Raw genomic sequence first — 22,545 nt, forward strand, 5'->3', positions numbered from 1 at the left:
TAAGAAAGCAGGTGTAGGATTATGGCTAGCACGAAATTTGGTGACAACGGCGTCGCCATTGAACGGCTCGAAGTCTCGGCCTACACGGTGCCAACCGACTCTCCGGAGTCGGATGGCACCTATGTCTGGGATAAAACAACGATCGTCATTGTGGAGGCCTACGGTGGTGGCAAGTGCGGACTTGGCTACTCTTATGCCGATACAGCGACGGCGAACCTGATCAAGACGATGCTCGCCCGTGTGGTTGAGGGACGCGATGCTATGAATGTCTCTGGCAGTTGGGCGGCCATGGTCGAATCCATTCGCAACCTGGGGCGTCCGGGCATCGCCTCAATGGCTATCTCCGCCGTTGATAGCGCCCTGTGGGACCTCAAGGCGCGGCTGCTAGATTTGCCGCTGGTCTCCCTGCTGGGCGCGGTCCGCGATGCCGCACCGATCTATGGCAGCGGTGGTTTCACCTCGTATTCGCGTGAGCAGCTGCAGGGTCAGCTCGGCGCATGGGTCGCGGCCGGCATCCCGCGTGTCAAGATGAAGATTGGTCGCCAGCCCGACGCGGATCCGCTGCGCGTGGCGCAGGCGCGCGAGGCCATCGGCCCGGATACAGAATTGTTTGTGGACGCCAACGGGGCTTACAGCCGCAAAGAGGCGCTCGCCCTGGCAGAGATCTTCGCGTCCCAGTATGGCGTCACCTGGTTTGAGGAGCCGGTCTCTTCCGACGACCTGGAGGGGCTGCATCTCCTGCGCGATCGCGCCCCGGCGGGCATGGATATCGCGGCTGGCGAGTACGGCTACGATCTCTGGTACTTCCGCCGCATGCTCGAGGCCAACGCCGTAGATGTGTTGCAGGCCGATGCCACGCGCTGTGGGGGCATCACTGGCTTCCTGAATGCCGCTATCCTTTGTGAGGCACGCTCACTTGAGCTTTCGTCTCACTGTGGGCCCGCGCTGCACATCCATGCCTGCTGCGCCGTGCAGAATTTCCGTCATATGGAATACTTCCATGACCATGTGCGCATCGAGCATCTCTTCTTTGATGGCGTTCCAGAACCGGTTGATGGCGCGTTACATCCCGATCTTACCCGACCGGGCATGGGTCTTGAGTTCAAGCGCTCCGATGCCGAGAAGTATGCCGTGTAGCAGACCGGCCTGGATGGTGAGAAGGGATGCGTGACCCATACTTTCCACGGCAACTCTGAGAGAGAGGATGATTCAGTGAAACATGTAGTGGTTCTTAATGAAAATGCACATACACATGTGAAGAACAGCAACGTGCATAGTGTGCCCATGACGAGCATGGTGGTTGATGTAGAGGCGTTGGAGCGCGATCTACGCCAGCAGGTGCGTGGCGAGGTTCGCTTTGACGAGGGGAGCAGGGGACTGTATACGACCGATGCCTCGAACTATCGCCAGGTGCCGATCGGCGTAGTTATCCCGAAGGATAAAGACGACGTGGTGGCGACGGTGGCGACCTGCCGGGCATACAACGTGCCGGTCCTGGCGCGCGGTGGCGGCACAAGCCTCGCGGGTCAGTGCTGCAACGTCGCGGTCGTGATCGACATGTCGAAGTACATGAACGGGATCATCGAGATGGATGCCGAGCGACGGCGCGCGCGCGTGCAGCCGGGAATCATCCTCGACCATTTGCGCCAGGCGGCTGAAGAGCATCATCTCACCTTTGGTCCCGATCCAGCCACCCACAATCACTGCACCCTTGGGGGGATGATTGGCAACAATTCGTGCGGAACCCACGCCTTGATGGCGGGCAAGACCTCCGACAATATTGATGAGCTGGAGATTCTGACGTATGATGGTCTGCGCATGCGCGTGGGCAAGACGAGCGATGAGGAGCTTGAGCGCATCATTGGGGAGGGTGGCAGGCGCGGTGAGATCTACGCCCGGCTCAAAGCTCTGCGCGACACCTATGCTGATCTGATCCGCGAACGCTATCCCGACATTCCGCGTCGCGTCTCCGGCTTTAATCTCGACGAACTGCTGCCAGAAAACGGCTTCAATGTGGCGGGCGCGCTGGTCGGCAGCGAGTCCACCTGCGCCGTGGTACTTGAAGCAACGACGCGTCTCGTCGAGAGTCCCCCGGTACGCACACTGGTGGTCCTCGGCTATGCAGATATTTATAGCGGCTGTGACCGCATCCCCGAACTGCTCAAGCACCATCCCATTGGCCTGGAAGGCTTCGATGATGGCCTCATCAGCGATATGAGAAAGAAGGGCATGCATCCCGATGAGATTGCCCTCTTTCCCGAGGGCAGAGGCTGGTTGCTGGTGGAGTTCGGTGGGCAGGATAAAGAAGACGCGGGCAAGCAGGCGCGGGCGCTGGTTGATGAACTGCGGGGGAAAGAGCACGCACCGGATATCAAGGTCTATGCTGATCCAGCCGATCAGCAGAAGATCTGGTCGGTGCGCGAGGCCGCTCTTGGAGTGACCGCGCTGGTGCCCGGCGAAAAAGCGCGCTGGGCGGGTTGGGAAGACTCTGCCGTGCCGCCCGATAAGCTGGGAGACTACCTGCGCGACCTGCGCAAGCTGTTGGATAGCTACCAGTATAGCGCCAGCTTCTATGGACACTTCGGTCAAGGCTGCCTGCATACCCGCATCGATTTCGATCTGGATACGCATGAGGGGATTCAAAAATTTCGCGCCTTCATCAACGACGCGGCCGATCTCGTGGTGCGCTACGGCGGCTCGCTATCGGGCGAACACGGTGATGGCCAGGCACGCGCCGAGTTTACCACTAAAATGTTTGGCAATGAGCTCATCGATGCCTTCCGCGAGTTCAAGTCTATCTGGGACCCCGCGTGGAAGCTGAATCCGGGCAAGATGGTGAATGCCTACCGTGTCGATGAGAATCTACGCCAGGGGACCAACTATCAGCCGCTGCCGGTCAGAACGCACTTTCAGTTTCCTGATGATGGGGGCAGTTTCGCCAGTGCCACCCTGCGCTGTGTTGGCGTCGGTAAGTGCCGTCGCACCGAGGGCGGCACCATGTGCCCTAGCTTTATGGTGACGCGCGAAGAAAAGGATACCACGCGTGGACGCGCCCGCCTGCTCTTTGAAATGCTACAGGGCGATCCGGTCACCAGGGGATGGCGCAACGACAAGGTCAAGGAGGCACTCGACCTCTGCCTGGCCTGTAAAGGCTGCAAAGGAGACTGCCCGGTCAACGTCGATATGGCGACCTACAAGGCGGAGTTCCTCTCACACTACTACCAGGGGCGATTGCGCCCCCTGACCGGCTACTCCATGGGCCTGATCTACTGGTGGGCGCGGCTCGCCTCACTCATGCCAGGGCTGGTCAACTTTGTGACCCATGCACCCGTTCTCAGCGGTATCGCAAAGACGATGGGTGGCTTCGCGCCACAGCGACGCATCCCTACCTTTGCCCCGCAAACCTTCAAGCAATGGTTCCAGCGACGCGGCACACGCAATCAAGGCGGCCCACAGGTGATCTTATGGCCCGACACTTTCAATAACTATCTCAAGCCAGAGACGGCCATGGCCGCCGTCGAGGTGCTGGAAGCGGCCGGCCACCAGGTTATCGTGCCGCAGCGATCGCTCTGCTGCGGTCGTCCGCTCTATGATTATGGCTTTCTCGACCAGGCGAAGCACCTGCTGCGGCAGATTCTCGACACGCTGGGACCGCAGATTGAAGCGGGCATCCCCGTCGTGGCACTGGAGCCGAGCTGTGCCGCCGTCTTTCGTGACGAACTGAAGAATCTTTTCCCGCATGATGAGAACGCCAAGCGGCTCAGCCAGCAGACGTTCCTGCTCAGCGAGTTCCTTGAGCAGAAGAGCAAGGACTACCAGTTGCCGCGGCTGTCACAGCAGGCCGTCGTACATGGGCACTGCCATCACAAGGCCATCATGAAGATGAAGGATGAGGAGGCCGTGCTTTCGCGGCTAGGCCTCGACTTCCAGGTGCTCGACTCGGGCTGCTGCGGGATGGCTGGCGCCTTTGGCTTCGAAAAAGATCACTACGATATCTCGATCAAAGCGGGCGAGCGCGTGCTGCTGCCTGCTGTGCGCAAGGCCGATAAAGACACCATCATTATCGCCGATGGCTTTAGCTGCCGAGAGCAGATCGAGCAGACCACTGATCGCAAGGCGCTGCACCTGGCGGAAGTGCTGCAGATGGCGCTCCGTCAGCAGCAGCAAAAGATCTCTGGCGATTATCCAGAGCGGCAATACAAGCGCGAACTGCACAGCCGTGAGGCGCAGGCAGTCCCGGCACGGCGCGGGACTGTGCTGCTGGGTGCGGGGATCATGGGCGCCATCGCCATCCTCGCCTGGAGGCTGCTGTCGCAGCGCCGCTTAGCAGTGAAACTAACAAAATGAGGAAATAGTGATATGGCTCTAACGAAAACTGCATCTCCAATCAAAGATCTGATTGAGGAACCTCCCATACCCTTTGTAAAAGGGAAAGCGCATCGCTCGGGCCTCCTGAATCTGCTGCCGCGTGCGATTACCCGCGAAGGAATCGTGCTCGACCAGCATATTCGTGAAGGACGCTTCCAGCGTAGTCTGTCGCTGATCACGGCCTTCTCCAGTCTGCTGGCTGGCCTTGAAGTGACCTACGAGCACTATCGGGGGAGCTATGGTCAGCAGATCATGTATACACCGGTTATCATCAGTCCTATCCTGGCTGTCGCGGGTGTATGGGGCGCGTTAAATCGACGCGTGGCCCGTACAGTCTTGCCGATCGTCTCACTCTTTACCATGGTTGATGGCGTGGTCGGCTTCTACTTTCATGTGCGTGGCGTGGCGCGCAAGCCCGGAGGATGGCGCATCCCTATCTTCAACGTCATCATGGGACCTCCGGTGTTCGCGCCCCTGCTGTTCGCGATCAGCGGTTTCCTGGGCATGATCGCCTCGCTGCTGCGTCGTGAGGATGATCCCGAGCATACATCTTTGCCAGGGATGCCGCGTCCCCGCGCTGGTTGGCTGCCGCGCAAGCTGGTCAGGGAAGGCATCGTCTTCGAGCAGGATGTACGCGAGGGCCGCTTCCAGCGTGTGCTGGGCGTGGCCACCGCCGTCTCGGCATTTTTTAGCGGCATTGAGGCCCTCTACTCACACTACAAAAACAACTTCAGCTATCGGGTGCAGTGGACGCCCGTTCTGCTGACTCCCGTATTGATGATCGCGGGCATCGGGACGCTGTGGAGCCGCACGATGGCGCGCACGCTGCTGCCGCTGGCCTCGGTCCTGGCCCTGCTCAATGGCGGCATCGGCTTCCTCTATCACGTGCGCGGAGTGATGCGCCGTCCCGGAGGGCTCAAGAAGCCTTTCTATAACCTCGTCTATGGCCCTCCCATCTTCGCGCCGCTGCTCTTCGCGGCATCCGGTTTTCTGGGTGTACTGGCCAGTCTCTTAAGGAGGGCAGACTAATGAAGATCCGTGACAACGCCCGTAAGGATGAGCAACAGCGGGATGCAGGGCGCGACCGCTGGCCTGTAGATGGCACGACGGGACAGCCTTTGGAGCCACGGGCGCAGCCCGGCTATTATCCCGGCTACCATACCCTGAGTCAGCAGGCATTCTGGGATGAGGCGACGCGCAAGGTCGTGCTGGCCCGCGTGCATGACGTGCCACCCATTCGTTTCTTCTCGCCAGAGGAGGCCAGGTTGATGCAGGCCATCTGCGATCGCTTGCTCCCACAGGATGATCGCGACGAGGAGCACAGGATACCGTTGGTCAACTACATCGATACCAGGCTCTACCACCGGCGCATCGATGGCTACCGCTACGAAGATATGCCTCCTGACCACGAGGCGCACCGCCTGGGACTGCAGGCGATCGAGACCATTGCCCGGCATATGTATGACCGGTCCTTTGTTGATCTGGGCCAGGGTGAGCAGGACGCGGTCCTCCAGACCATTCACGACACCAATCCGCCCGCCGCCCAGGATATCTGGCAGCGCATGTCGGTGCAGCGCTTTTGGATGCTGTTGATGCAGGACGTGGTTGATGCCTACTATGCCCATCCCTATGCCTGGGATGAGATCGGCTTTGGGGGTCCCGCCTATCCACGCGGCTACATGCGCCTGGAGGGTGGCAAGCCCGAGCCATGGGAGGTTGAGGAACAGCGCTATGAGTGGCGAGCCCCCGATGAGGCCCTTTCCGATACCTATCGGCCAGTAGGCGGCCCTGGCGGTCATAAGCAGCAGCCCTCGGGCCAGGAAGGAACACACTAACGTGTGAGCGGCCGCACTGGTTTTTGTGCTGGTGCAACCGGAGTGCATTCGCGCCCCGGTTGCACCAGCACAAAAAGACTTCTGCGCACCGCAGGTGCGCAAGCTATGGAGAGAGAATAGTTTATGAAAAAGCCAATTTTAGGATCTTTTGAGGGGCCGAAGCCCGGAAAACATATGCTGGGGCCGATCCAAAAAATAGATTTTCCTATGCACCATTTCGCTCCCGACGAAGAGGTTGATGTTTGTATCGTGGGTGTAGGGTCAGCGGGAGGGGTGTTGATCCAGCGCCTGGCGCGCGCTGGCTTCCGTGTCGTCGGCATGGAGGCGGGTCCCTTCTGGGAGACGGAGCGCGACTGGGTCAGCGACGAGGCGGGGTCCTCAAAGCTGTACTGGAATGATCTGCGCATCACGGGTGGAAAAGATCCGATTACGCTGGGCGCCAATAACAGCGGGCACGGCGTCGGTGGTGGCTCGGTCCACTGGGCCGGCTTTACGCCGCGCTTTCATCCGTCCGACTTTCATGTGTTATCGTCCGACGGTATGGGGGCCGACTGGCCTATCTCTTATGAAGATCTCAAGCCATATTATGAACTGCTGGAGACCGAGATCCCTGTTTCGGGTCCCGCTTATTACCCCTGGGGCGATCCCCACGGTTATATCTATGGACCACATCCCCTGGGTGGCGTGGGCGATGTCCTGGTCAAGGGCTGTACCCAATTAGGTATCCCAGTCGTAGCCGGGGGGCCCGTCGCCATCCTGGCCGGCTCGCATGGTGATCGCCAGCACTGTATCTATCGGGGGTTCTGTATTCAGGGTTGTAAGGTGGGCGCCAAGCAGAGTACCCTGATCAGCCACGTGCCCGATGCCATCCGCCATGGCGCTGAGATTCGCGCCAACTGCATGGTTTCGCGCATCAATATGAAGAACGGCCGCACCACCGGTGTCACCTACTTTGATCCCGATGGTCATGAGCGCGAGCTCAAGGCGAAGCTGGTCATCGTCTCTGGCTACGCCATTGAGACGCCCCGCCTGCTCCTGAATTCGGCCTGTCCCGGTTTCGAGCAGGGCCTGGCTAACTCCAGTGGGACCGTTGGCAAATACCTGATGGTGCAGATCGGCAACGTCGTGCTGGGCCGCTTCGAGGAGCCTATTCGCATGTACAAGGCGCCGCCTGCGCACGCCCTGACCGAGGAGTTCTACGAGACCAATCCCAAAAACGACTTTATTCGCGGCTTCGCCATTCAGACGGTGGGACCTCTTCCTATCGCCTTTGCCAAGCAGATGCTGGTGGCCAAGGGAGCCTGGGGCTGGGGTATGCGCCGCGTCATGATGGATTATAACCACTGGGCCGCCCTGGGCGTGCTGGGCGAGATTCTGCCCTGGGAAGATAATCGTGTTGAACTGGCCGAGGAGACCGATCAGTTCGGTCTGCGCGTCGCCAAAGTGACCTTTAATCTGCACGACAACGATAAAAAGATCGCGCAAGCCGGGGTGAAGAAGACCACCGAGGTGATGCAGGCGGCCGGCGCGCAGGAAGTGGTGCAGGAGTCGCGCTACGCCCACCTGGTCGGAGGGGCGCGCATGGGTAGCGATCCCAATACGTCGGTAACGAACAGCTTTGGTCGTACCCATGATATCCCGAACCTGTACATCTGTGATGGCAGTTTGCTGCCCACGCAAGGCTCGGCCAATCCGGGACTCACCATTCAGGCGCTCGCCGCCAGGACCGCCGACTACCTGATCTCGAATGCCGGTGACGTCCTGTCCTCCCATCCCGAGCGCATCTCGGTAACCAATCCGCCGGTAAGGCGGAATCTCTCGCCGGCGGGCACGGCCAATAAAGGCGTGCCACGTTTCGTGTAAATGGGTTTATCCCGGACATTTGCAAAAGGTTTCCCAAAGCCAGAGGTTGGGGTTTGGAACAGATAGAAGGAGAAAATGTGAGATGCAAACACAGAAAGCAGAAGTTGTTGTGGTGACCGGAGCTTCGGCGGGTGTTGGCCGGGCAATCGTACAGGCTTTCGCCCGGCGCGGCGCCCATATCGGGCTGCTTGCCCGTGGTCATGAGGGACTGGAGGGCGCGAAGAAAGATGTCGAGCGACTGGGTGGCAAAGCGCTGGTGTTGCCAACCGATGTGGCCAATGCCGATCAGGTGGAGGCCGCGGCCTCCAAAGTCGAAGACACCTTTGGCCCCATCGATGTCTGGATCAACGTCGCCATGGCCTCGGTCTTTTCACCGGCAAAGGAGATGAAGCCGGAGGAATACAAACGCGTCACCGAGGTGACCTACCTGGGACAGGTCTATGGCACGCTGGCGGCGCTGCATCGCATGCTGCCGCGCGATCGGGGGAGGATCATCCAGGTCGGTTCTGCGCTGGCCTATCGCGGTATCCCTCTGCAGTCGGCCTACTGTGGCGCCAAGCACGCCATTCAGGGCTTCACAGAATCGGTGCGCGCCGAGCTGATCCATGACAAGAGCAACGTCAAGATCACCATGGTGCAGCTGCCCGCCGTCAACACACCACAGTTTAGCTGGGTCAAGAGCCGCCTGCCGCGCAAAGCGCAGCCCGTTCCACCCATCTACCAGCCGGAAGTGATCGCCGACGCGGTCACCTGGGTGACCGATCATTACCGTCGTCAGCTCTTCATCGGGCTCTCCACGGTCATCGTCATTCAGGGCAACAAGCTCGCCCCCGGCTATGGTGATCGCTACCTCGGCAAGACGGGTTTCAACTCGCAGCAGACCAGTCAGCGCGAAGATCCCGACCGCCCCAACAATCTGTGGGCGCCGGTTGATGAGGATCGCGACCATGGGGCGCACGGGTCATTTGACAATCAGGCCAGGGATCGCAGCCTCCAGCTATGGGCGGATACCCATCGTGGCCTGCTCGCCCTGGTCGGAGCCGCCCTGGCGAGTCTGGTCGGTGTCGCCCTCTTCGGAAAAAATCGATGAAACCAGATGCGCACGGTTTTCGTATCGATCATGTAATACCGTAGTATAAGTGGTAAAGCGAGGAGCCGTCCCCCGTGCCTTGATGGGCTCCTGGAAAGTGGATAGAACGACGATGAATACCCATCTGGTGATCGCTGAACTGGGGTTTCCTCTCTGGCTACGGATCACGCACTACATTAACCTGCTGTTCATGGGGTTGCTGATCCGTAGCGGCATTCAAATCCTGGCGGCCCATCCCCGGCTCTACTGGAATGACAATAGCACGCCCGGTAAAGACTGGATCAGGTTCACGCGCAAGAAGGTGCCGGTGAATAAGGATGTCGTCTATACCTCGTTGGATGACGAGGTGCCGGCCTCACCCTGGCTGGCGCTGCCGGGCGGAAAAAACCTGGGCATTGGACGGCACTGGCATTTCTTCTCGGTGATCTTCTGGGTTCTCAATGGCCTGATCTATGTGGTGCTGCTCTTTGCTACCGGCGAATGGGCGCGGCTCATTCCGACCTCGTGGTCGATTGTGCCGGAGGCCTTCCACACCTTTCTAACCTATATCACGTTTCATATTCCGCCCGCCAGCGAATTTCATCCCTACGATCCGCTGCAACAGCTGGCCTATGCGGGCGTCGTCTTTCTGCTGGCACCATTTATGCTGCTGACCGGCGCGACGATGTCGCCGGCGGTGGCCGCGCGCTTCCCCTGGTACATCAAGATCTTCGGGGGGCGGCAGTTGGGACGCAGCCTGCACTTCTTGAGCCTGCTGGCCTTTATCGGTTTTATCATCATCCATACCTCCCTGGTGCTTATCGTTCATTTTCAGAATAACATTCGTGATATCGTGTTTGGCAGTGAGCGGGCCAGTTTCTGGCCGGCGCTCGACATTGCCATCGCGGCCCTGCTGCTGGTATTGCTGATCTATGTGGTGACAACCATCTATTCAGCGCGGCATCGCCGTCAGGTGCAGCATGCCCTGGGCGCGGTGGTTGACCCCACGCGCAATGCGCTGCTGCATGGAGCCCGGTCGGTCCAGCACTACAAAGAGGAGGATATCTCGCCCTACTTCTGGGTCAACGGAGCACCTCCGACCAGCGAAGAATATAAGCACCTGGCGCAGAACAACTTTCGTGACTGGCGTCTGGAGGTGAATGGACTGGTCAAGCATCCGCTCTGCCTCTCCCTTGAGGACCTGCGCGACCTGCCGGTTACCTCGCAGATCACCAAGCATAACTGTATTCAGGGTTGGTCGGGAGTTGGCAAGTGGACCGGTGTCTGCGTGAGTGAGATTCTCAATCGCTGCCAGCCGAAGCCAGAGGCGAAGTATCTCGTCTTTACCTCGTATGGACTTGATGAGCATAGCCTGGATGGCGAGCACTACTATCCGTTCTATGAGGTCATCGATATGGAACTGGCGCGGCATCCACAGTCTATCCTGGCCTACGAGTTCAATAATGAGCCGGTCCCGATTCCCCATGGTGCGCCGCTCAGGTTACGCGTTGAGACGGTGCTCGGCTACAAAATGGTGAAGTACCTGCGCTCAATCGAGCTGGTGGAGCGCTACGACGATATCCGCGCCGGTCAGGGCGGATCACGTGAAGATACGATGTACTATGGACGAGGCGCGGAAGTGTAAAGCACCCCTTGTCGGACACAGCGTTGTTGGTTCTATGATGAAGAGGAAGGAATGAGGAGAGATATGGGTTCTGAAGGAAAACCGAGCGCATTCAAGACGGCGGTAGGCGTCGTACGCGCCCTCATGACGGTCGCGCGGCGCAAGACACCTCCCGATATGCATGGGCAGGTTGTGCTCATTACGGGGGGATCGCGTGGATTAGGACTGGCCATGGCCGAGGAGTTCGCGCTCCAGGGAGCCAGGCTGGTCCTGGCCGCGCAGGATGAGGAAGAGCTGGAACAGGCGCGGCGCCAGCTGGCGGAGCAAGGGGCACCGGTCCTGGCCATCCCCTGTGACATGACCAACCGGGAACAGGTGCAGCATCTCATTGATCAGGCGACCGAGCACTACGGACGTATCGATATCCTGGTGAACAATGCCGGTATCATCACCGTTGGACCGGTACTATCGCAGACGCTCAATGACTTTGAGGATAGCATGAATATCATTTACTGGGGTGCGGTCTACGCCACGCTGGCTGTGTTGCCTCAGATGGTGGAGCGCAAGCAAGGCTGTATCGTCAACATCTCCTCCATCGGCGGCAAGGTCAGCGTTCCCCATCTCTTACCCTATTCCAGCGGGAAGTTCGCGCTGACCGGCTTTTCGGAAGGCCTGCATGCCGAGCTGGCGAAAGAGGGCATCCATGTTGTCACCGTCACGCCTGGTCTGATGCGAACCGGATCGCCGGTCAACGCCCTGTTCAAAGGCAAACATCATGCCGAGTACACCTGGTTTAGCCTCTCCGATAGCCTGCCTTTTCTTTCGACCAGCGCGAAGCAGGCGGCGCAGCATATCGTGCATGCTACCCAGAAGCACCGTGTCGCGGTTACCCTGACCATTCCCGCCAAACTGCTCGCCTTCTTCCATGGTATGTTCCCTCAGATGACCATCAGATTGCTCAGTATTGTCAACCGACTGCTGCCGGATTCTGGTGGGGCTGATGGATTTGATAGCAGCACGGGACGAGAAAGCGAGACACGCCTATCGCAATCATTTTTGACGACGCTGGGACGCAAAGCCGCCCAGGACTACAATGAAGACGCCTGATAAAGATACACAACGGGAGATTGCTATGCAGCATATGGAATATCGAGACGGCCGCGCGATGTTGCGCAAAGCCGGCTTTACCGAAGTCGAGATAGAGCGCCTGAGCAGACTACGCGCCACATATCGAGAAGCAGAGTCTCCTCAGCTAACGCCGGGCACCCATAGCCGACGGCGCTGGTTGGAGAAGGCGATCAGCAAGTTTAGCAGCCTCTGCTTCCAGCTTACCTATAATGGGGGCATTTTCTGGCCATATGACCACACCACCTTCTAATATCTCCACGAGATAAAAGGGCTATTTACAAGTAGCATCAACGGGGTCAAGGGGCGGCTAGCTCCTTGCGGGGTGTGGGGTGTCCCCACTCTCATCTCTCCCCCTCGCCGCCGAAGGCGGCAAAAAAGACTTTTAATGGCCTTGGCGGGATAAAAGGGGCCGGGCAATTTCTGTTTAACCCGAGTATAAAACCGAGTGGTACTTGTCTGCCGTATTAGAAAATAGAATAGACGCTCTTGAGACGCGCCTTTCTTACCAGGTTTTAACAAAAAAGTCTTAGAGTAAAGGTGAATCAGATGCAAGGTCCCAATGTACCAGCAGGGGCAGAGAAGTAACTATGGTGAAAATACTTGTGGTTGAAGATGAAAAGCAGATTGTGAGCTTTCTGCGACGTGGATTGATGTATAAAGGCTTTGAGGTGATCAGCGCTGAAAATGGCAATGAGGCCATTGAAAAAGCGCAGCATGCCGCGCCTGATCTCGTGATCCTGGATATTATGCTTCCCGATTTTGATGGCTTTGAGCTCTGTCGCTATCTGCGTGCGACTGGTAATGAGACATTGCCCATCCTGATGCTCACGGCGAAGGACGATCTGGCTGATAAGATAACCGGACTGGATAGTGGGGCCGATGACTATATCACCAAGCCCTTTGATTTTGAAGAACTGGTGGCACGGATTCGCGCGGCCCTCCGGCGTGTCGAGAGTCTGCATCAGAGCAATCAGCGTCTCGAGATTGGCGATCTGGTCATAGATAGCAATGCCCACGAGGTCTGGCGCGCGGGGGAGCAGGTGGAACTGACGAGGCGTGAGTACGATCTGCTCGAATTTTTAGCCCAGAATGCGAGCCATGTATTGTCTAAAGAACGTATTTTTGAGCGCGTGTGGGGATATGACAATGAGGCTGAACTGGAGGTCATCAAAGTATATATCAACTACCTGCGCTCAAAGTTAAATGTGGGTGGCAAACCCGATCTCATTCATGCCGTGCGCGGCATTGGATACGTTCTGAGAGCATAGGTGCTCTCCTCGTCAGAAAAGAGATGATAGCTATGGGAGAGACTGCTATTAAAGCGGAGAATACTTCCCCTCCTTTCTCTGGCCCTAAAAAAACGTTTTCACTGCGCCAACGCCTGGTATTCTGGAATGTGTTGATCTTCCTGTTTTCTTTTCTTATTTTAAGTGTCCTTATTTTTGTGCTGGTCTCTTCCTATCTGGAGGCCAGCGTAGATAATCGCCTGTCCTTACAGAGCGAGAAGATGCAGATGGCGACCACCTCATGGTTCGCGGCGGGTCACCGCTTTGATGCTCAATTTTTCAACCAGATGCTGCAGGGAGTGCCTGGCAACGAGTTCACGGTGGACAATCCATCATATATCAAGTTCATTGATATTCACACCGGGAGGACGCTTTACCACTCGGCCAATCTGCAAAGTGAAAGCTTCACCTTCAATCAGGCCGATACGAGAGTGATTCTGCAGGGACAGAATGTATTTCGTACCTACCAGCAGGATGGGAGCCTGCAGGTACGCACCCTGACCTTCCCGATACGCGATGATGCCCATGCGATCATCGCGATCGCCCAGGTTGGTAACTCGCTTGCGCCGGTCAGTGAGATGCAGCGAGTCCTGCTGCTGTTTCTAGGTATCGGTATGCTGGTGGCGGCCCTGCTGGCCTATGTCATCGGCTCTCTCGTCACCAATCGCGAATTGCGTCCATTAAGCGATTTAAGCGCCAGCATGCTTGATTTAAGCGTGGATAGCCTCGGTGCGCGCCTCGCTCCTACCTCATCGGCCACCGAGATACTGCAATTGACCGATGCTTTCAACCACATGACGGAAAGGCTGGAGAAAAGCTTTCAGCTCCAGCGCCGTTTCGTGGCCGACGTCTCACACGAGCTACGTACCCCTCTTACAGCTATCCGAGGGCAGATAGATATCCTCCTGATGGATCCCAATCTCAAGGGTACGGTCCACCATGATGTGCAGGAGATCAATGTAGAGCTCCGACGCGTCTCCTGGCTACTAAACAACCTGCTGTTAATGGCTCGGGCCGAAGTGGGCATCATACCTGAACTGGACAAGAAGCATGTGCAGGCGGTAGAGCTAGATACGTTGCTGATCGAGATCTTACGCCAGTTGCAGGGAGACAGGCAGGCCGTGGATCTGCGGATGGGGCAGCTGGAGCAAATTGGCGTGCGGGGTGATAGAGATCTGCTCAAGCACATGATCATCAATATCTGCGATAATGCACTACAGTATACACAATCCGGTGGACATGTTCTCGTGGAATTAACCACGCAGCAGGAACCACCATCCGGTATCGACAGCAAGCAGTATAATCGCAGCGCCTCATGGGCCACGATCCACATCTGCGATACGGGTCCGGGCATCGCCCCCCGCGACATTCCCCATATCTTTGAGCACTACTATCGAGCGACGCAGCCAAATTCCCGTAGTAAGCACGGTGCCGGACTGGGTCTCTTCGTGTCCCGCCTCATCGCCAGTGCGCATGGTGGTGATATCACCGTTGATAGCCAGCTAGCAAAAGGATCATGTTTCTATATATGGCTACCAATGAATTCTGGTGATTGACCACTCCTCAGCGCGACGTTCGCATCGTTGTATCTTTCTATTGCATCGGGCCGTAATGTCATTATGGCATTCTCTCGCGAACCGATAATCCCTGTGCTACGAAAATAGGATTTATGGCTGTAAAAGAATGGCATGCATTTATCTTAGAAATAGCCATACCACTTGTTATAGCACTTTATTATTGGCAATGCCCGATGCTTTAAAGGATGATACCATGCTTCCAAAAGAATCAATGCAGTCTGACGATTCTCAGCGGCAAGACACGTTAAGTGAAGAACAGGCTCTCCTGGGTAGGGATGAGCAATTTCATTTATGGATCGAGAATATCGCTGATATTATTACCGTATTTAAAGCGGATGGCACGATTTTTTACCAGAGTGCCTCCATTACACGCCTGTTAGGCTGGGCGGTCGAGGAACGCGTCGGCCAGAATATATTTACCAATCCCATTACCCATCCCGATGATATCCAGGCCCAGCAAACTTTTCTCTTTGACGCTATCAATAATCCAGACAAAGTAGTCACCAGCACGTTTCGCCTCCTGCGCAAGGACGGCACATTTTGCTATATCGAGGCCATTGCTCGCAACCTGCTGCATCATCCCCTGGTTCAGGGTATTGTCAGCACATATCGCGACATCACTGAACGAATGGAGCTGGAGAAGCGCAAAGAGGAGTTTATCCGTGCCGCCAGCCACGAGCTGCGCGCTCCTATCACCAACCTCAAGGGCCATACCCAGGTGCTCAAGATGATGCTCGCGGAACATGATGCGATGGAGGAACCGGTTGAATACCTCTCAATCATGGATAAGCAGATCGATCGTTTAACCCGGCTTATTAACGATCTCCTCGATGTCACGAAGATCAGGGCCAGCATGATGGATTATAAGGATACCCTGTTTGAGGTTGATCCTTTTGTGCGTGACCTGGTAGTCTTGCTCCAGCACAACTCTTCCCATCACACGCTGCGGTTTCGCGGAGAATCCCATGCCACGCTCTTCGCTGATAAGGATCGCCTGGCGCAGGTCATCATCAACCTGGTCATGAATGCCATCAAATATTCACCCCGGGGGTGTCCCATCGATATCACCGTAGCCGCAGAGGATAATCGTGTGCTCATACGGGTGCGCGATTACGGGAAAGGTATCCCCGAACTCTACCGGCAGAAGATCTTCGAACGCTTCTATCGCGTGCGGGATACGGACAATGACAATCGCTCGGGTCTGGGCATCGGTTTATATGTCGCCAGAGAAATCGTCGCGCGACACCATGGGGAGCTCTCAGTTGAGAGCCAGCCCGGCGAAGGTTCAACCTTCACCATCTCCCTGCCCATCAATGCCTGATAACCATGGTTGAATGGACCTTTTCCTCTGTTTTGGGGTACGTGAGCGCTCCCGCTGCGCAGCCGCTCTGTTTTACGTTAGTGCATAGGGGGCGCATTCGCGCCTCCTATGCACTAACGTAAAACCTGATTATTGAGCACATCTTGATTCAACAATATGCAATAACCCTTGAACACCGCAGGGGTGAAAGCTATCTCCCGCTCCAGACGAGGACAAAGTGCTCAGAGTTTCCTATCATGCCCCAGCCTTCCGGTTTGGAGGGTTCATGTTTGCGTCCTTCGCCTTTGTGTTTGGAGGGGAGCGCGCCCTTGATGATACTGGTATCCTTCAGGGCTTCCAGCTTTTTGACCGGCGCTTCGCTCTTCTCTTTGACCGTTGCAACGGCCTCTTTAGTGGCCTGGGCGATATTTTTCGAGATCTGTTTAGGTTTACCCAGGAACTCCATAGCTTTATGCAGCAATTCCTGTACCACCTCAACCGCCCGGTTGAGCTTCTGCAGGATGGTCTGAATCAGACCCACTTCCTCTTTTTTTCCGACCAGTGGTGAAACTTTATGCAGAACATCGATACCTCTGGTCACTTTAGCCAGTGTCTCTTGCAGTTCACCAATTTTATCTGTAGTCCTGTCCAGAAGCTCCAGGGCTGCGCCAACACTCCCTTGCCGATTGACCAGTGGTTCTACTTTATGTAAAAGGTTCTGCCCGGTATGCGCGCGCTTATCGACTGTATCCAGTACATTATGTACAGGCTTGAGCGTTTCCTTATTGTCTAGCAGCGGCTCGATTTTATTGAGTATCTGCCTGGCAACCGAGACGCTGAGGATAACCTTGGCCAGAATATCCTGCGCTTTGTCGACATTTTCAGCTACCCGGCTGAGCAGGTCTTGTGAAGGTTCTTTCTTCTCTTCCTCGGCAGGTTGCTCAGAAATCTCTCCTTCTTTCTCTGAAGATGACTCAGAAGCCTCTTCTTCGGGATACTGCTCATCCTGCTCGGCAGTCTCCTGCTCTTTATCCGCGGTAGACTGTTCATCCTGTTCGGGTCTTGTCTGTGTTTCTGCCTGGGTAGAGGTATCTTCAGAATGCTCTTTGACGTTTTTGTTTGCCATATGTATCCCCTTATGTATTGGTACTGATTGTGATGTACTGCCTAACCGCTCAAGTCTATTGGTATACTATCTCTGATAGTGCCCGGCTTTGTTGTCCGGGTATTTACATGATTTCTTCATGTTATGTGCCTCTGTTAAAAAACCGGGTTACCGGAGCTTTGCTGTAACCTACAACTGCATCGATATATAGTCAACCCTAAAAGTCAACTATTATGTCTGTTTCTTTTTAAGAATAACATATTTCAATCTATGCTAGCCCATTGGTAATCTTTCTTCGTGCGAAGGATTTCGCAGGAAAGATTGGTTAAGCCGGTGTATAGCCAGTTACATTTTGAAGATGAGCTGGAAACTTATAAGATTTCGGCATCGTGTATAGATTTATAGGCAGCAAAAAAATAGAAATGTTACAATGCCTATGCAGTTATTTTCTATATGTTCAACCTGAGGCAGCTTACTTATCATTGCTTAATATAAGCAGGCTGAATGCATAAAAAGTTTTAGGAATCTTTGGGGATTTACAAATAGAATCTAAACTGAAGCTTGAACATCAAATTATGTCTAGTGTAAATAAAAAAGCTAGACGCCTAAAAAGCCATACGCCAGCGTGCAGTATGAGGAGGGAAAGATGCCAGTAGAAAAAGTTGTAGCGTCATCAAGTCTGGTAGAAGTACTTGACCGCATTCTTGATAAAGGGATCGTTATCGATGCCTGGGTCAGAGTCTCGTTGATCGGTATTGAAATTCTAACCATTGAAGCCAGGGTTGTTGTTGCTTCCGTCGAAACATACCTCAAATACGCCGAGGCTATCGGCCTGATCGCTTCTGGATCAGAGGCTGGCGCCGCTGAGGCGAGCTAGTTAACAACATCATATTTCTCAGGGCCAGGCAGAAGAGGAACGAATGTGGTAACGAACCGCGTCACCTCAACTGGTCCTGTTGAGAGATCTGATGATTCCTGCCTGAGATGTAGCGCAGTAGCGCCTGGCTTGATTGTTGGTGACGTGAAATAACAAAGCGGCGACACCAGTCCCCCTCTTTTTAAGCAGGATAGTTGATTAAACGGCGTCAATGATCAAGCCGATGCGTGAAAAAATGATGTTGAGATGAGCCACAGGAGAGGGTGTTGTATGGCGACAAAGGGTGACGACCAGAAGAAACAACAGCAGAAAGACGGCGAGGATAAATCCACCACAGGGCATGGCTCTTTTATCGGATTTTTTCGCGGCCTTGAATCATTGTTGAACACGGTGATTACCGTAGAAGAGAGCGCGGGAGAGCAAGAACGTAAGTATGAAGGGGAAGCGAATAGCCTCTCAGGCCGTTTAAAAACAGGCTTTAGTCTTTCTGTCAAAACCAACCTGCTAGATGTCACCACGCGTCCGTCCGCTGAACCTGTCAGGGTCGTTACCCACAAATCCATGCCTGGGGCAGAACCAGAGCCATTTGTTGATTTCTTCAATGAACAGGATCATGTGCGGATCATTGCTGAGCTTCAAGGGATCGAAGAAGAGCATGTTCATACCGAGATACAGGGTGATATATTCATTCTTTCAACCAGCGGTGGGAGTCGACGTGCCTATAGTAAAGAGATCGTTTTGCCCGAGGATATGGATGTCAGCACGCTGACACAGAAGTATACCAATGGCATCCTGGAGATCAGAATGGATAAGATGCGCCATGGCTAATGCGGTGGTTCATCTCAGGGTCGCTGAAGCCAATGCGCGTGATGTTGGCCGTGGGATCGCCCGCATCGATCCCGATGTCATGACAAAACTGGGCATCAACGACACAGGAGAGGTCATCAGCCTCAAAGGGAAACGCGAGACGGTCGTCAAGATTATGCCCACGTTTCCAGATATGCGGGGACGCGGCATCGTTCAGATCGACGGCATCATCCGTGAAAATGCCCAGGTGGGTCTGGATGAACAGGTCACGCTGGCGCGCATCCCTGTTGCGCAGGCGCGCAAAGTCACGCTCTCACCACTTACCTCGCTGGACAATATGGCCATTGATCGGGCCTATTTTTCCAGACAACTGGCAAACATGCCCGTTATGCGTGGTGATCGGGTTCAGCTCACCTTCCTGGGTACCAAAAAGCAAGATTTCAACGTTGTGGATACACAATCAGCTGGTGCCGTCCTGATCGTGCCACAGACGACCATCTCCATTACCGGTGAAGGCAAGGCCACCGATGTGCGCATGACCTATGAGGATATTGGTGGATTGGGGACGCAGATCAAGCGCATTCGGGAGATGATCGAGCTGCCGTTGCGTTTTCCCCGCATCTTTGCGCGTCTGGGTGTTGCACCTCCCAAAGGGGTCCTACTCCATGGGCCGCCCGGCTGTGGAAAGACCTTGATTGCCAGGGTGATTGCCAATGAGACGGATGCCACCTTCTTGCACCTTTCCGGGCCAGAGATCATGCATAAGTTCTATGGCGAGTCCGAGGCCCACCTGCGCAACATCTTTGAGAAGGCCAAAAAGAATGCCCCGAGTGTGCTCTTTTTTGACGAACTGGACGCGATTGGACCCAAGAGGGAAGAGCTCGGCGGTGAAAAGCAGGTCGAGTTGCGTGTTGTCTCGCAATTGCTGGCTCTGATGGACGGACTGGAGGAGCGCGGCCAGGTTATCATCATCGGCGCCACCAACCTTCCCGATATCCTTGACCCGGCCCTGCGCCGTCCCGGCCGCTTTGACCGCGAAATCGTGATCCCCATTCCTGACAAGAATGGACGCAGGGAGATTCTCACCATTCACACCAGGGGAGTACCCCTGGCAGATGATGTCGACCTTGATCGACTGGCATTTCTCACCCACGGTTTTGTCGGGGCGGATCTAGCGGCCCTGGCGCGCGAGGCCGCCATGTATGCGATCCGCCGCTTCCTGCCAAAGATCGATTTTGAGCGTGGCATCCTGCCAGAACAGGATATGCTGGCCCTTGAGGTGACGATGGACGATTTTCTGCAGGCGCGGCGCGAGGTCGAACCATCGGCGATTCGCGAGGTCTTCACGGAGATCCCCGAGATCGGCTTTGCTGATATTGGTGGCTTGAACAACATCAAGCGGATCCTGACGGAGACCGTCAAGGATCCTCTGTACCATCCCGAGGTGTATGCCAGGGCCAATACAAAGCCCCCCAAAGGGATTCTGTTGTCCGGTGAGCCCGGCACGGGCAAGACCCTGATTGCCAAATCGATAGCCAGGGAATCGGAGGTGAACTTCATCGCTATTTCGGGGCCTGAACTGATGTCCAGGTACGTCGGTGAGAGCGAACGTGGCATCAGAGAGGTCTTCAAAAAGGCCCGCATGGCTGCCCCCTGTATCCTGTTTTTTGATGAGATAGAAACCCTGATCCCGAAGCGCGGCCTCAGTAGCGGTGACCAGGTGACAGAGCGCGTGACTACCCAGTTCTTAACCGAGATGGATGGTATTGAAGAATTGAGAGGCGTGCTTGTGCTAGCCAGTACCAATCGGCCGGATCTGATAGACGCCGCCATGTTGCGGCCCGGACGCTTCGATCTGCAAATCGAACTTCCCAAACCTGATGCAGAGGAGCGGGAGGCCATATTCAAGGTCCATACCCGTGGTAAGCCGATCGCGAAGTCGGTTAATATTCACCGCATGGCCCAGCAGGCCGAAGGGCTGGTCGGCGCGGATATCGCCTCGCTTTGCCAGCGGGCCAGCCTGCTCGCCATTCAAGAGTTTTTAGAAAGTAAAGAAGAAGATCTGGATAGACTCCTGATTGAAGAGCGGCATTTTAGCGTAGCCTGGAGTGGTGCAACAGATGATATGTAGCAGTCCCCGTCTCATAGAGAGACCGTGGAGAAATTGGGCAATCAGGCTCCAGAATGCGCAAAGGCGCGGCTGAAATACCTGACTTTGACCGCCCCAAGTGCACATGATAGACTGCACCAGGGCGCCCCACTAGCAGAATAGGAAACCAGACTATGATCAATGAGGTTAAAGAGAAAGTCCAGCAATTCTTGCGAGATGCGCTCGAAATTAATGAGCCCGGAGAAGGCGTGAAGATCATCGGTATTACGAAGGTTAGCAATGGTTGGGTGTCCGAGGCAGAAGTAATTGAAAGGGAACCGACCCTGCCAGCACACCGTGTATTTAAAACCGAGCGCTACGTTGTGAAGCTGAATAAGGATCTGGAAGTGTATTCTTTCAGACAGCAGAGCGGCAATGAACCAGAGGAAGCTGAGGAATTGTAGCCGACAGAGATGCTCATCATGATGAGAGAACCATATGAAGCGCAGAGAGCAAATGAACAATGTGCCTTCAACCTCTAACCTGTTAACAAACAACCACCAGGAGCCGCCAGAGCAGAATGCGAACATGGTGGCTCTGCTCGAACAATGCAGCATAGAGATGCAGAAGGTCGAGCAGCGATTGATTGAGGCGCAGGCACAATTTGATGTTGCCCGTTTACGCTTTCAAGAGTTGCAAACAGCTTTGATAAAGCAGTATGCTGCACCACCTCAAGTCGCCTCCACATCGTCTTCCCAGGCAACTCTTTCAGAAGAGGCTCCAGCCGCGGATGCTGTTTATCCTGCTTCCGGGCTGTACGCCTATGGTTTCGTCAAAAGGAGCCCTGCTCACCTCGATATCGTTGGTATAGATCACAGGAGTAAAGTGTATCCCGTGAAGGGCAATGGCCTCTCTGTCATGGTGAGTGAGATCGATATTGGCCAGTTTGAGGAGCAGGTGAAAAACCTTTACGCGGCCATGACCCAATCTCCCGGCGTGCTGCAGAACCAGGATGGAGCCATTCTACAGGCTCATGAGCACGTCATTGATACCATCATGCAGCACACCACGATCGTCCCGCTCAAGTTCGGTACGATTCTCCGTGATGAACAGGCCGCGCAGCAACTGCTGGAGGAGCAAGGCGAGCACTTTAAAGAACTGCTCAACAGATTTCGGGGCAAGGTAGAATGCGGGCTCAAGGTGTATGTCGATAAACGTGTCGTGTTGCAGCAGATGATGCGGCATGATGCTGAACGTATCAACGCGCAGGAGCAGTCTGAGCCACGCTCGCAAGGGACCGCCTATCTCCTGGCCAGGAAGAAGGAGGAACAGTTAAAAGAGCAGGTTAATAACGAGCTCATGCGCATCGCCGAGCATATCTTTTACACCTTTGGTCAAACGGCGTTTGATATGAAGCAGAATAGCCTGCAGCCACCAAAAGCGACGGGTAAAAAGAAAGAGATGATCCTCAACGCCGTGTACCTGGTGGGGCAGGAGCAGCTCTCCGCCTTTTATGAATGGTCCAGGGGTATTACCGAGCACTATGCCTCCCTGGAGCTAGAGCTGGAATTTTCTGGTCCCTGGCCCCCTTACAACTTCATGTAGAACTTCTGTTGT

Annotated in this window: 18 protein-coding genes; 17 read left to right on the top strand and 1 reads right to left on the bottom strand. The window is 55.4% G+C overall.

What is annotated here, in order from left to right; all coding sequences use genetic code 11:
- The first annotated feature begins 21 nt into the window (after positions 1-21).
- The 12 genes from KTT_RS16455 (at position 22) to KTT_RS16510 (ending at position 16,071) form a co-directional block, all read left to right on the top strand.
- Positions 22-1,137 (top strand): enolase C-terminal domain-like protein, encoded by a 1,116-nt coding sequence (locus KTT_RS16455; protein ID WP_126597021.1) that lies wholly within the window; start codon positions 22-24, stop codon positions 1,135-1,137.
- A gap of 147 nt (positions 1,138-1,284) precedes the next feature.
- Positions 1,285-4,347 (top strand): FAD-binding and (Fe-S)-binding domain-containing protein, encoded by a 3,063-nt coding sequence (locus KTT_RS16460; RefSeq protein WP_126599678.1) that lies wholly within the window; start codon positions 1,285-1,287, stop codon positions 4,345-4,347.
- Positions 4,348-4,359: 12 nt separating this feature from the next.
- On the top strand, positions 4,360-5,397 hold the full coding sequence (locus tag KTT_RS16465; RefSeq protein ID WP_218030906.1) for a hypothetical protein: 1,038 nt from the start codon (positions 4,360-4,362) through the stop codon (positions 5,395-5,397).
- Positions 5,397-6,203, top strand: a complete 807-nt coding sequence (locus KTT_RS16470) for a gluconate 2-dehydrogenase subunit 3 family protein (RefSeq protein ID WP_126597022.1) — start codon at positions 5,397-5,399, stop codon at positions 6,201-6,203. Before KTT_RS16465 ends, KTT_RS16470 begins: the two co-directional genes overlap by 1 nt.
- A 123-nt stretch (positions 6,204-6,326) precedes the next feature.
- Positions 6,327-8,066, top strand: a complete 1,740-nt coding sequence (locus tag KTT_RS16475) for a GMC family oxidoreductase (RefSeq protein ID WP_126597023.1) — start codon at positions 6,327-6,329, stop codon at positions 8,064-8,066.
- Between the two features lie 82 nt (positions 8,067-8,148).
- Positions 8,149-9,156 carry an SDR family oxidoreductase gene (locus KTT_RS16480; RefSeq protein ID WP_126597024.1) on the top strand — a complete coding sequence of 336 codons (1,008 nt, stop codon included), beginning with the start codon at positions 8,149-8,151 and terminating at the stop codon, positions 9,154-9,156.
- Positions 9,157-9,268: 112 nt separating this feature from the next.
- Positions 9,269-10,780 (top strand): molybdopterin-dependent oxidoreductase, encoded by a 1,512-nt coding sequence (locus KTT_RS16485; protein ID WP_218030907.1) that lies wholly within the window; start codon positions 9,269-9,271, stop codon positions 10,778-10,780.
- Positions 10,781-10,843: 63 nt separating this feature from the next.
- Entirely contained in the window at positions 10,844-11,866 is a 1,023-nt protein-coding gene (locus tag KTT_RS16490; protein WP_160145921.1) for an SDR family NAD(P)-dependent oxidoreductase, read from the top strand.
- A 25-nt stretch (positions 11,867-11,891) separates the two neighbouring features.
- Positions 11,892-12,137 (top strand): hypothetical protein, encoded by a 246-nt coding sequence (locus KTT_RS16495; protein WP_126597026.1) that lies wholly within the window; start codon positions 11,892-11,894, stop codon positions 12,135-12,137.
- A 337-nt stretch (positions 12,138-12,474) separates the two neighbouring features.
- Positions 12,475-13,155, top strand: coding sequence for a response regulator transcription factor (locus KTT_RS16500; RefSeq protein ID WP_126597027.1), 681 nt, complete (start codon positions 12,475-12,477; stop codon positions 13,153-13,155).
- A 32-nt stretch (positions 13,156-13,187) separates the two neighbouring features.
- Positions 13,188-14,729: a sensor histidine kinase gene (locus KTT_RS16505; RefSeq protein ID WP_160145922.1), complete on the top strand. Its 1,542-nt coding sequence runs from the start codon at positions 13,188-13,190 to the stop codon at positions 14,727-14,729.
- Positions 14,730-14,943: 214 nt separating this feature from the next.
- On the top strand, positions 14,944-16,071 hold the full coding sequence (locus KTT_RS16510) for a sensor histidine kinase (protein WP_160145923.1): 1,128 nt from the start codon (positions 14,944-14,946) through the stop codon (positions 16,069-16,071).
- Positions 16,072-16,261: 190 nt separating this feature from the next.
- On the opposite strand, the gene KTT_RS16515 is transcribed toward KTT_RS16510, so the two are convergent.
- Positions 16,262-17,176 carry a hypothetical protein gene (locus tag KTT_RS16515; protein WP_126597030.1) on the bottom strand — a complete coding sequence of 305 codons (915 nt, stop codon included), beginning with the start codon at positions 17,174-17,176 and terminating at the stop codon, positions 16,262-16,264.
- 625 nt (positions 17,177-17,801) lie between these two features.
- Here KTT_RS16515 and gvpJ point away from each other — a divergent pair.
- The 5 genes from gvpJ (at position 17,802) to KTT_RS16540 (ending at position 22,533) form a co-directional block, all read left to right on the top strand.
- Positions 17,802-18,032: a gas vesicle protein GvpJ gene (gene gvpJ / locus KTT_RS16520; RefSeq protein WP_126597031.1), complete on the top strand. Its 231-nt coding sequence runs from the start codon at positions 17,802-17,804 to the stop codon at positions 18,030-18,032.
- A 270-nt stretch (positions 18,033-18,302) separates the two neighbouring features.
- Positions 18,303-18,860, top strand: coding sequence for an Hsp20/alpha crystallin family protein (locus tag KTT_RS16525; protein WP_126597032.1), 558 nt, complete (start codon positions 18,303-18,305; stop codon positions 18,858-18,860).
- Positions 18,853-20,970 carry a CDC48 family AAA ATPase gene (locus tag KTT_RS16530; RefSeq protein ID WP_126597033.1) on the top strand — a complete coding sequence of 706 codons (2,118 nt, stop codon included), beginning with the start codon at positions 18,853-18,855 and terminating at the stop codon, positions 20,968-20,970. The genes KTT_RS16525 and KTT_RS16530 overlap by 8 nt, the downstream gene beginning before the upstream one ends.
- 152 nt (positions 20,971-21,122) lie before the next feature.
- The gene (locus KTT_RS16535; RefSeq protein WP_126597034.1) at positions 21,123-21,392 is read left to right on the top strand and encodes a hypothetical protein; all 270 of its coding nucleotides are present in this window, start codon (positions 21,123-21,125) and stop codon (positions 21,390-21,392) included.
- A gap of 34 nt (positions 21,393-21,426) precedes the next feature.
- Complete coding sequence (locus KTT_RS16540; protein WP_126597035.1) at positions 21,427-22,533, top strand: GvpL/GvpF family gas vesicle protein; 1,107 nt, start codon at positions 21,427-21,429, stop codon at positions 22,531-22,533.
- Positions 22,534-22,545: the final 12 nt, after the last annotated feature.

This window comes from Dictyobacter aurantiacus (assembly GCF_003967515.1).
Classification (GTDB): domain Bacteria; phylum Chloroflexota; class Ktedonobacteria; order Ktedonobacterales; family Ktedonobacteraceae; genus Dictyobacter; species Dictyobacter aurantiacus.